The organism is Delftia sp. ASV31, assembly GCF_016428765.1.
GTDB classification, from domain to species: Bacteria; Pseudomonadota; Gammaproteobacteria; order Burkholderiales; family Burkholderiaceae_C; genus Comamonas; species Comamonas acidovorans.
On the sequence record NZ_JAELTK010000131.1, the window covers coordinates 1 to 10,847 of the forward strand.

A 10,847-nucleotide genomic window follows, 5' to 3' on the forward strand; every position below is an offset into this window, starting at 1 on the left:
GCCTCAGGGCCTTGAAGTGGATGTGCTTCCAGCCCGCGCTGGCGGGCGTGATGTCGGTGACGACGCGGCCGGGCGCGGCCTTGACGAGAAGGCTCATTGGGAGACCTTCGCCCTCACGGGCTGCGGTGCGAGCCCCCTTCGGAGCGGCCGGGCGGGGGCTCATGCCGCAGCTCCTTCGGTGATGTCCTGGCGCGCGTCCACGCGGCTGGCATCCCAGCCCGCGATCAGCGCGCGGAAGTTGGCGGCGACGGCATCGCGCAGCGCGGCGTCGTCCAGCTCGTTGAGCAGCCACTGCAGCGCGGGTCCGGCCCAGACGCTGCGGCCGATCATGAAACCCTTGACCACGGGCGCCCGCGCCTGGGCAAAGCCCTGCACCAGTTGCTCCACGGGCTGGGACAGGCCCAGGATCACGGCGCCCCGGCACCAGGGGTCGCGTTCGTTCACCAGGGCGTCCAGCGCCTCCCAGTTCTCGCGCGCCATGGTGCCGACCTTCCACCATTCGGGCTTGAGGCCCAGGTCGTAGAAGTGGCGTATGGCGCGCAGCACGGCCTCGCCCCGGTCGTCGGGCGCCAGCGCGTCCTTTGGCGGGATCACTTCCAGCAGCAGCTCATGGCCGCTGGCGCGCGTGGCGGTCCAGACCTGCTGCAGCCAGGCTTCCTGCTCGGCGCGCAGTGCGGGCGTGTCGTCGGGGTGGTAGAAGACCAGGCATTTGACGGTATGGCTTTGCGGCCAGTGCAGCAGCTCGGAAGCCAGCGAGTCCGTGCCGTCAAAGCGCAGCGGGCGCGAGCCCGGCAGCTCGATGGGCCGGCCTATCCACCAGCCGCGTCCCGTGGCGTCGTGCAGCGCGGCCTCGCCCAGGTCGTGCCGGCCGTCGATCAGCACGCCCATGCGGCCCGCGTTGCCCGGATCGCGCTCGACCTGGGCGACCACCTCGTTGATCAGCCGCTTGAGTGGGCGCAGCCGCGCGGGCGCTGCGCCGGCCTCGCGCGCCAGATCGTCGAACTGGCTGCGGTGGTCATAGGCCAGCACGCACAGCGCGGGCCACTGCGGCCGCGCGCGGCTGACGCGGTGCAGGTGGGACAGCTCGGGGTCCTGGTCGGGACGCGGATGGCGGTGGCCCGAGAACCAGTGCGCCAGCTCGGCCTGCGTGGGCATGGCCGGAGCGCAGCCATGGCGCGAAACCACGATGGCGCCGCAGGCGTTGGCAATCGCCGCAGATTCCTCCAGGCTCTTGCCGCGCAGCAGCCCGGACAGCAGGCCCGAGGCAAAGGCATCGCCCGCGCCCAGCACATTGAGCACTTCCACGCGCTCGCCCAGCACCGTGGGCGCATCGGCGATCGCATCGGGCACCTCGCCCTCGATCAGCGAGCAGCCCAGCGGCCCGCGCTTGACCACGAAGACGGCGCGGCTGCATTCGCGCACGCGGCGCAGGCTGGCGATCAGGTCGCCCTCCACGCCGCCGGCGATCAGCCATTCCTCCTCGGTGCCGATGATGAGTTCGAACTGGCCCAGCTCGGCCTGCAGCCTGCGGCTGACCTCGGCGCTGGCCACATAGCGTGTCTCGCCGTCGCCCCGTCCGGCCAGGCCCCACAGCACGGGCCGGTAGTCGATGTCCAGCACGCGCACCAGGCCGTGGCGGCCTGCCATCTCCAGTGCCTTGCGGCTGGCGGCCAGCACGCCGGGTGCGCTCAGGTGGGTGCCCGTGATGGCCAGGCAGCGGCAGCTGGCCAGGAACGCCTCGCTGATGGCCTCGGCGTCCAGGGCCATGTCGGCGCAATTCTCGCGGGCGAAGAGCAGGGGGAATGTCTCCTGGTCCTTGATGCCCAGCAGCACCATGCCGGTCAGGCGCTGGGCATCGACCTGCACCTGGCTGGTGTCGCAGCCCTCGCGGCGCAGCGTCTCGACCAGGAAGCGGCCATTTTGTTCATCGCCCACGCGCGAAATCATGGCCGAGCGCAGCCCCAGGCGCGCCGTGCCGAAAGCCATGTTGCCCGAGGAGCCGCCCAGGTACTTGGCAAAGCTGCTGGCCTCCTCCAGGCTGCAGCCGATCTGCTGCGCGTAAAGGTCCACGGCCAGTCGGCCCAGGCAGGCCACGTCCAGCGGCCGGTCGGAGGGAAAGTTCAGCATGCTCATCGTCATAGGCCTGTGCGTTGCGGACACCCGCGTGCGGGCCTGTCCATAATCGTTGCGTGCATGCGATCATAGATCGAAATAGAAAAAGTTTTCCATATATATGAAAAATAGAAAAACCCTTGGCGATGCAGGCGCCCCCTCGCTGGCCGGCCCCTACGCCGACCGCGCCGCCTTCCTCACAGTGCTGCGCGAAGGCTTCGAGGCCCTGAGCCGCCAGCTCAAGGCCATCGGCCGCCATGTGGAAATGCAGGGCGATCGCCTGGCCTTCGACGGCATCCAGGCCACGGCCGAGCAATGTGGCGTGCAGCCTTCGGCCGTGGTGCGCTTTGCCAAGCATTTCGGGTTCTCGGGGTACTCGGAACTGCAGGCGCTGTTCCGCGCCGATGCGGCGCGCCAGCTCTCGGCCCAGCATGACTACCAGGACCGCATCCGGGGCCTGATCGCCTCGGGCAACGAGCCACGCAGCAGCGCGCGCCTGGCGCACGAGGTCATCGAAGGCAGCATCGAAAGCCTGCAGGCCCTGCAGCGCGGCCTGCCGCCCGAGCAGTTCGAGGCGGCGGTGGACCTCATGATGGATGCCCCCTCGCTGTGGCTGGCCGCCTCGCGCCGGGCCTTCCCCGTGGGCGCCTATTTGGCCTATGCGCTGCAGCACACCGAAAAGCCCGTGCACTGGCTGCACGGCCTGGGCGCCATGCAAAAGGGCGAGCTGCGCGCGCTGGCGCCCGGCGACGTGATGCTGGCCGTCTCCTTCGAGCCCTATGCGCCCGAAACGCTGGAGGTGGTGGACGCGGCCCTGGCACGCGGCGCGCGCCTGCTGGCGCTGACCGACAGCCAGCTCAGCCCCCTGGCATCCCGCGCCACCGTCACCCTGCTGGCCCAGGACGCAGCCACCTTCGGCTTTCGCTCCCTGACCAGCACGCTGACCCTGGCGCAGTCGCTGTTCCTGGCGCTGGCCTACCGGATGGAGCTGGCGTACGAGCCTTCGGTGAAGAGGTCCTAGGCGGCAGCGTTCCGCCCAGGGCCGCTTTGTGGGGGTTCACCAATGCGCAGGCTTGCTGGCTGGTTTTTTCCGCGTCTGCACGTTCAGCGGCAACTGCGATTGCGCCAGCTCGTCGTCCCTGATGTGATGGCGAACCCAGTGCGCCAACGCCGTCAAGCGCTTGTTGGGCACTTTGCCGTCTGCTGCGGTCCTGTCGCGCAATGGCATGACCAGCCCCAGCCTGGCGGCGGGCACGTCCTCGCGCAGCATGCGCAGTGCGGGTTCCACGTCACTGTCGTTGGAGCAGATCACCAGCTGGTCGCATTCGCCACGTACTGCATCACGGTAGGCGTGCAGCGCAAGGTTCACGTCGGTCTGCTTTTCTTCGATCATCCAGACGCGCGACACGTTGTTCTTGCTCGGGTTGGCGCCCGCTTGGTAGCTTGGCAGGGATGTGGGTTCGAAGACGTGGAAGCCGTTGACGATCTGGATCAGGCCAGGGTCTCGTGCCTGAAGGGCGCGAAGGTACTGGGTCTGTGCCTGGACCGATGCCTCGCCATGCCGGGCGTACGAGGCTTTGACGGGGGCCGTGAAGTACTTGATGGCGACAACCTCTGCGCCAGGGTCTTGCGGCAGCAGGATGCGATCACGAAACAGCGCAGCAATGTCCAGCCACTTGTACGGCGTGCCCTTGAGCCGCGAGTAGTAGAGGTTGTAGCCGTCGATGTAGATGGTTGTTCTGGTCAATGTCCAAGCCACCAATGAAAAGACCACCTTGCGGTGGCCTTTTCGCCCTAAGCCTGAGCCAACTGAATGACACCGCGAAGGGATTGTGTAGCGCGATTCTAGCAACTCCTGCCATTCAAAGGCCTGGAACGGCGCCTGTTCCTGCGCCGCACGCCGTTGGACAGGCGCGCGGGTTGATGCCCGATGCGGCACTGCAGTCCCGGGGGGACCTCTTCTATCCCGCAGCCGCCGCGCGCAGCAGCCGGTCGCGCACGCCTTCCCAGTCCGGCGTGTCGGGCGGGGTCTCGATCCAGATCAGCCGGGCGCCGACTTCATCGAAGTCGCGCAGGGCGCCGAACAGCTCGCGCGCGGTGGCGGCGGCGTCGGCGGGCATGGCGCGCAGCGTGACGGCGCGCGAGGCGGTGCGCAGCGGTGTGCGGTGGTAGACGGCCAGGTTCCTGGCGTCGGCGCCCAGCACGTCCAGCCCGGCCTGCAGCTGCTTTGCGTCCATGAGGCGCACCTGGGCGTTGGGCGCGTAGTGGGCAAGCAGCGTACCGGAGGCGCGCGGCGTGTTCTCCTGCAGCTCTTCCTTGGACAGGGGGCGCTGGCCGCAGGCGCGCTCGATATCGTCGCGCGTGATGGCGCCGGGGCGCAGCAGCACAGGCACGCCGCGCGTGCAGTCCACGATGGTCGATTCAATTCCCACTTCGCAGGCGCCGCCGTCCAGCACCAGCAGCGTGTCGCCAAACTCGCCGGCCACATGGGCCGCCGTGGTGGGGCTGACGCGGCCAAACTTGTTGGCGCTGGGCGCCGACACGCCCCAGACGGGCGGCTGCAGCTGCTGGCAGGCGGCCAGCACGGCATGGGCGACGGGATGGGAGGGGCAGCGCAGGCCCACGCTGTCCTGGCCGCCGGTCGAGGCCCGGGCGGCCTGGGGCAGGCGCGGCAGGATCAGGGTCAGCGGGCCGGGCCAGAAGGCGTCGATCAGCTGCTGCGCGAACAGCGGCACTTCACGTGCGTAGCGCGTGATGGCGCCGCTGTCGGCCACATGGACGATGAGCGGATGGTTGGGCGGCCTGCCCTTGGCGGTGAAGATCTGCGCGACGGCCGCGTCGTTGTCGGCGTCGGCCGCGAGGCCATAGACGGTTTCCGTGGGCAGACCCAGCAGTTCGCCGCGCTGCAGCGCCTGTGCGGCGGCCTGGACAGAGGCCGCCAGCGTTCCATCAAGAATCATCGCGCGGGCCTTCAGAACGGCTCTAGCCCTAAGATGGCGGCGGCCTGCAGGGCGGTGGAGCGCACGGCCTCGGGCGAGGGGCCGGTGACGTTCAGGTGGCCCATCTTGCGGCCGCGCTTGGCGTCGTGCTTGCCGTACAGGTGCAGGTGGCAGCCGGGCAGGGCCAGGACCTGGTCCCAGGCCGGCGCCTTGGCCTGTTCGCCGTCCTTGAACCACAGGTCGCCCAGCAGGTTCAGCATGATGGACGGGCTGTGCTGGCGCGGCTGCGTCAGCGGCAGGCCGGTCATGCAGCGCACCTGCAGCTCGAACTGCGAGACATCGCATGCGTTCTGGCTGTAGTGGCCGCTGTTGTGCGGGCGCGGCGCGATCTCGTTGACCACGAGCATGCCGTCCTGCAGCACGAAGAATTCGACGCAGAGCACGCCCACGTAGTCCAGGCCGTCGGCCACGGAGCGTGCGGCGGCCAGCGCCTGCTCGACCTGGGCCTGCGGCAGGTTGCCTTCGTAGACCTCGGTGACGGAGAGAATGCCTTCGCGGTGCAGATTGCGCTGCACGGGCAGGTTGACCATGGAGCCGTCACGGCCGCGCGCCACGATGACCGAGCATTCATGGGCCAGCGGCAGCATTTTTTCCAGCACGCAGGCCACGCGGCCCAGTTGTTCCCAGGCGGTGGCCAGCTCGGCGGCGTTCTTCACGCGCACCTGGCCCTTGCCGTCGTAGCCCATGCGCGCGGTCTTGAGGATGCCGGGCAGCAGGCTGGCGTGCACGGCCGCCAGCTGGGCCGGCGTCTCGATCACCGCATAGGGCGCGCAGGGCACGCCGCAGCGCACGAAGTGGGCCTTTTCCTGGGCGCGGTCCTGGGCAATGGCCACGGAGGAGCCAGCCGGCGAGACCGGCCGCTGGGCGGCCAGCAGGTTCAGCGCCGCGGCGGGCACGTTCTCGAATTCGGTGGTGACGGCGGCCGACAGGCGCGCCAGTTCGGCCAGGCCCTGCGGGTCTTCGTAGCCGGTACGGATGTGGTGGTGGCTGACCAGGCCGGCAGGGCTGGTCGGGTCGGCGTCGAGCACGGCCGTGAAATAGCCCATGGCCTGGGCCGATTGCACGAACATGCGGCCCAGCTGGCCGCCACCCAGCACGCCCAGCGTGGCGCCCGGCAGGATCACATCTGCGCTCATACGGCCACCGGGGGAAGCGTCATCGCGCGCGCTGCGGCGGTCTGCTCGGCGCGGAAGGCTTCGAGCCTGGTGCGCAGGGCCGGGTCCTCATTGGCCAGCAGGGCCACGGCGAACAGGGCCGCATTGGCCGCACCGGCCGCGCCGATGGCAAAGGTGGCCACGGGCACGCCCTTGGGCATCTGCACGATGGAGTGCAGCGAGTCCACGCCCTGCAGGTGGCGGCTGGCCACCGGCACGCCGAGCACGGGCACCACGGTCTTGGCGGCAATCATGCCGGGCAGGTGGGCAGCGCCCCCCGCACCCGCGATGATGGCCTTCAGGCCACGGCCGGCAGCGGCCTCGGCGTAGGCGAACATGTCGTCGGGCATGCGGTGGGCCGAGACGACCTGGGCTTCATGGGCGATGCCAAATTGCTGAAGAATGGCAACTGCGTGCTGCATGGTCTCCCAGTCGCTGCTGGAGCCCATGACCACACCGATCTGGATGGAGTTCATGTCGTGAGGGCGCCTGCGGCCCGGCCTAGTGGAACCCGCGATTTTACTTTTTTAGTCCTAATTCGCGTAATCCATGCGCCAAATCACCGCACAGCCGTGTGCTGCTCGCGCGCAAAACCCAGCACGCGCTGGCGAAACACATGGGCCAGCCAGGCCAGGGCCAGCCCCACCTGCACGGCCAGCGACAGCCACATTCCGCTGGTGACGGGCTTTGTCAGGCCGGCTGCCAGCGGCTGGGCCAGCACGGCGGCATCGGCCCCGGCCAGGCCAAAGGCCAGCAGCGGCAGCACGATGTTGACCAGCAGCCAGGTGACGGCAAACGCGGCCAGCGGCGACTTGATGCGCCCGGCCAGCAGGGAAAAGCCCGTGGCCAGCGCGGCATCGCGCAGCAACTGCGCCGTGGCCAGCGCCGCCAGTTGGGCCGCGCCCGGCACGATGGGCTGGCCGCCCGCGGGCCACAGCAGCCACAGCGCGCAGGCCAGCACGGCCAGCAGCCAGCTCACGGGCCACAGCGGCAGGGCCTCGAGCGCGCCACGCCAGCGCCCCTGCAACACGCACCACTGCACCTGGCGCCAGCTGCGCAGGCCTTCGTCCATGCCGTGCAGGCAGACATAGGCCGTGCCCGCCAGCGCCAGCCCGGTGGTCCAAGCGAAGAAGGAGGCCGGGCCGGGGCCCTGCAACTGCATTGCATCGAGGTGCATGCCTCCAAAGGCCAGGCCCGCCACGCACAGGCCCAGCGGCCAGGCCCAGGGCAGGGTGCGCACATCCAGCCGCGTGCACAGCAGCCGCCACAGGGCCAGCAGGCCCAGCCCCAGCGCGATGGCGCCGAACAGGTAGATGGCGCCACGCCCGTGCAGCGGCACGGACCACCACAGCACAGGGCGGCCTTCTTCGCGGCCCAGCTGCTCGGTCAACCGGCCCAGGATGGGGCCGGGCAGCACCATCACGAACAGCAGCGGCACCAGCACGAAGCGGATGCGGCGCGCGGGCTGCTCCTTCGGCCCCCAGCCCATGAGCACGGAGTGCATGCTCCAGGCCTGCAGGGCCAGGCCCCACAGCACGGCCTGCAGCACGGCGTGCACGCCCCAGGCCAGCCCGCCCGGCTGGCCCGCCGAGGTGACCAGCACGGCCAGCGCGCACCACAGCATGTACAGCCAGGCCGCCAGCGGGGCGCCCAGCAGCTTGCCCCAGGCCATCTGCCAGGGCGTGAGGGCCGACAGGCGCTGCCAGTCCCAGGTGTGCTGGTGCGCCTCTTCGTTGAGGCCGCGCCCGGCCAGCACGCTGCCCAGGCCGGCCGCGGCGATCCACATGCCGATCAGGGCGGCGACCAGCAGGGCATGCAGGCGGTCTTCGGGCTGGACCAGGACCATTGGCGTGGCCAGCAGCAAGGCGGTGAGCAGCAGGCTCCAGCCCAGTTGGGCGGGCCGCCAGTTGAGCCAGAGCTGGCGCTGGAATTCGGGGTTGTGCGTCATGGCTGCTCCGCAGGGGTGAGGGGTGCTGCGGCCTGCAGGCCGCGTGCGTAGCGGTCCTGCAGGCGCTCGCGCACAGGCGCCAGGCTGGCCACGGGCAGGCCGGCGCCAACCAGGCGTGCCAGCAGGTCGGCGCGTTCGCGCGGCAGGGCGGGCAGCCACAGCTGCAGATGCACCAGGCCCTGGTCATCGGGCGGCGGCACAGGGGTGTCGGGAAGGACCTGGTGCAGCTGCCGTGCCAGCGACCCGGCCGAGGCACCCGGGGGCGGTGCCAGCTCCAGCGCGTACAGCGCCAGCGGCACATCGCCGCCGGCGGCCGGCGCCTGAATGCTGCCGTGCAGGGCCTCGTGGCTTTCCACGCGGCCGCCGCGCAGGCTCAGGATGTGGGTGCAGTACTCGTCGAGTTCGCTGAGGATGTGGCTGGAGACGATCAGGGTCATGCCTTGGGCCTGCAGCGCCCGCATCAGCTGGGACAGGCTTGCGCGGGCCTCGGGGTCCAGGCCGCTGGCCGGCTCGTCCAGCAGCAGCACGCGCGGCTGGTGGACGATGGCCTGGCCGATGGCCACGCGCTGGCGCTGGCCGCGAGACAGCTCGGTGGGCAGGCGCTCCAGCAGATCGGCCAGGCCCAGCTGCCCGGCCACGTGCGCCACGCGCTGCGGCGCCTCGGACGGGGGCACGCCCATGGACAGGGCCGCGTACTGCAGGCAGCGCCGCACGCTCAGGCGGTCATAGAGGCCGAAGAAATCCGACAGATAGCCCAGGTGCCGGTGCACTTCGCGGGGCTGCTCCTGCACCGCAATGCCATGCACCTGGACCTGGCCCGACAGCGGCTGGTCCAGCCCGGCGATGCAGCGCATCAGCGTGGATTTGCCGGCGCCGTTGGGCCCCACCAGGGCCGTGACGGTGCCTGCGGCGATATGGACGCTGACGCCATCGAGCGCGCGGTGGCCGGGGTACTCGAACACCAGCTGCGAAACCTTGATCAAGGCGAGCCCTCCCTCATTGCGTTGATGGCAGGCCGCAATGGCGGCACAGCGCGCCAATATAGCCCAGCGCTGCCGCGCCGCGCCCTCGGCCGGGCGGCTTGAAATGCGCGCAGCCTGCTCCCATCTGGGGTGGCTGCCGCCCATGGCGTTCACGCCCTGGGCCTTGGAATTGCTGGAGAATCACACGGTCCGCATCGGAGGCATTCGGCCGCCGAACTCCGAACCGCCACAGTCTGCGCGCCCTGGCCGCGCGCCTTGCCACAGGGTCTGATCACATGATTGATGTCACCATTGAGAATTTCGAAGCCGAAGTCGTCGCCGCCTCCATGCAGGTGCCGGTGCTCGTCGACTTCTGGGCGCCCTGGTGCGGCCCGTGCAAGACGCTGGGCCCCATCCTGGAAAAGCTCGAAGTGGCCTACGAAGGCCGCTTCAAGCTGGTCAAGATCGATTCCGACCAGGAGCAGCAACTGGCCGGCATGTTCGGCATCCGCTCTATCCCGACCTGCATTCTGATGATGGGCGGCCGCCCCGTGGACGGCTTCATGGGCGCCCAGCCCGAAGGCAAGCTGCGCGAGTTCCTCGACAAGCACCTGCCCTCCGAAGGCGAGCTGGCCGCCGAGGCCGAAGCCGACGAGGCCCACCAGTTGCTGGAAGCCGGCGACACCCAGGCCGCCCTGCAAAAGCTGGCCGACGCCCTGGCCGCCGACCCGGCCAACGACGATGCGCGCTTCGACTATGTGCGCCTGCTGATCGCCACGGGCGGCTACGAAGAGGCCGGCGCCCTGCTGGCCGAGCCGCTCAAGCGCATTCCCCAGGCCACGCGCTTCGAGGCGCTCAACCAGTGGCTGCAGTGCATGCTGTTCGTGCACAACGACGAGCGTGGCAACTGGGAGTTTGCGCAGTTCGACGCCGTCATCGCGCAGAACAAGCGCGACTTCGACACCCGCTTCGGCAAGGCCCGGGCCCTGGCCGCCGAAGGCCAATGGGCCGCCAGCATGGACGAACTGCTGGAAATCATCATGCGCGACAAGGATTGGAACGGCCAGGCCGCGCGCAAGCTCTACGTGGGCATCCTGGAGCTGCTCACGCCCCCGAAGCCCAAGAAGCAGGACGCCATCCCCGGCAAGAGCAGCGGCGGCATCGAGCTGCTGGGCAAGGCTGGCGCCGAGCAGGACGAAGCCACGCAACTGGTCAACAGCTACCGCCGCAAGCTCAGCATGGCGCTGAACTGAGACCGGCGCTGCACGGGTGAAGAGACGGGGGAGCCTTGCGGCTCCCTTTTTTCATGGCGAGGGCTCAGGGTGCAACCGGTTGCTCGGCCGCATGCGCGCGGTGCAGCAACTGCACGAAGCCGGGCGCATCGGGCAGATGCACATCGGCCAGGCGCCTGACCGGAATGCCCGGGGACCACGAATTCATCACCACGGCGCCGGCCAGGGATGGCAGGTCGGCCCGGGTCAGCACGGCCTGGCGCTGCGCCACGCCCAGGCGCTGCAACTGGCGCCGCAGCATGGACTCGGTCGTGCCCGGAAGCACCTGGGCGCGCGGCCAGACCACGGCGTCTCCATCCCAGAAGGCCAGGTTCCAGATGGTGGCCTCGCCAATGCGGCCGTGGCGGTCGGCGAAGGCGGCGTCGTCAAAGCCCTGGGCC

Annotated in this window: 9 protein-coding genes and 2 pseudogenes; 2 read left to right on the forward strand and 9 right to left on the reverse strand. The window is 69.8% G+C overall.

Features of this window, described 5'->3' with window-relative positions; translation table 11 throughout:
• Both JHD82_RS27355 and iolC read right to left on the reverse strand, forming a co-directional pair.
• Window positions 1–97: pseudogene (locus JHD82_RS27355) on the reverse strand (5-deoxy-glucuronate isomerase); the annotation flags it as partial.
• Between the two features lie 62 nt (window positions 98–159).
• Complete coding sequence (gene iolC / locus JHD82_RS27360) at window positions 160–2,133, reverse strand: 5-dehydro-2-deoxygluconokinase (RefSeq protein ID WP_199139932.1); 1,974 nt, start codon at window positions 2,131–2,133, stop codon at window positions 160–162.
• Between the two features lie 100 nt (window positions 2,134–2,233).
• On the opposite strand from iolC, the gene JHD82_RS27365 reads away from it, so the two are divergent.
• A complete protein-coding gene (locus JHD82_RS27365) occupies window positions 2,234–3,133 on the forward strand; it encodes a MurR/RpiR family transcriptional regulator (RefSeq protein WP_199139934.1) in 900 nt (299 codons plus the stop codon).
• A 36-nt stretch (window positions 3,134–3,169) separates the two neighbouring features.
• On the opposite strand, the gene JHD82_RS27370 is transcribed toward JHD82_RS27365, so the two are convergent.
• The 6 genes and pseudogenes from JHD82_RS27370 to JHD82_RS27395 all read right to left on the reverse strand — a co-directional run.
• Window positions 3,170–3,886, reverse strand: a complete 717-nt coding sequence (locus tag JHD82_RS27370) for an NYN domain-containing protein (RefSeq protein ID WP_307838126.1) — start codon at window positions 3,884–3,886, stop codon at window positions 3,170–3,172.
• A gap of 187 nt (window positions 3,887–4,073) precedes the next feature.
• Window positions 4,074–5,072 carry an L-threonylcarbamoyladenylate synthase gene (locus tag JHD82_RS27375; protein ID WP_034389903.1) on the reverse strand — a complete coding sequence of 333 codons (999 nt, stop codon included), beginning with the start codon at window positions 5,070–5,072 and terminating at the stop codon, window positions 4,074–4,076.
• An 11-nt stretch (window positions 5,073–5,083) separates the two neighbouring features.
• The gene (locus JHD82_RS27380; protein ID WP_012202921.1) at window positions 5,084–6,247 is read right to left on the reverse strand and encodes a 5-(carboxyamino)imidazole ribonucleotide synthase; all 1,164 of its coding nucleotides are present in this window, start codon (window positions 6,245–6,247) and stop codon (window positions 5,084–5,086) included.
• Window positions 6,244–6,741, reverse strand: a complete 498-nt coding sequence (gene purE, locus JHD82_RS27385; protein WP_012202922.1) for a 5-(carboxyamino)imidazole ribonucleotide mutase — start codon at window positions 6,739–6,741, stop codon at window positions 6,244–6,246. Before purE ends, JHD82_RS27380 begins: the two co-directional genes overlap by 4 nt.
• Window positions 6,742–6,824: 83 nt before the next feature.
• A complete protein-coding gene (locus tag JHD82_RS27390; protein ID WP_199139936.1) occupies window positions 6,825–8,213 on the reverse strand; it encodes a hypothetical protein in 1,389 nt (462 codons plus the stop codon).
• Window positions 8,210–9,130, reverse strand: a pseudogene (locus JHD82_RS27395) (ABC transporter ATP-binding protein); the annotation flags it as partial. The gene JHD82_RS27390 and the pseudogene JHD82_RS27395, both read right to left, overlap by 4 nt.
• Window positions 9,131–9,471: 341 nt before the next feature.
• Here JHD82_RS27395 and trxA point away from each other — a divergent pair.
• Window positions 9,472–10,428 (forward strand): thioredoxin, encoded by a 957-nt coding sequence (gene trxA / locus JHD82_RS27400; RefSeq protein WP_012202925.1) that lies wholly within the window; start codon window positions 9,472–9,474, stop codon window positions 10,426–10,428.
• Window positions 10,429–10,492: 64 nt separating this feature from the next.
• Here trxA and JHD82_RS27405 read toward each other — a convergent pair.
• Window positions 10,493–10,847 (reverse strand): aminotransferase class IV (locus JHD82_RS27405; RefSeq protein ID WP_199139940.1); only part of this gene is annotated, 355 nt, incomplete at its 5' end.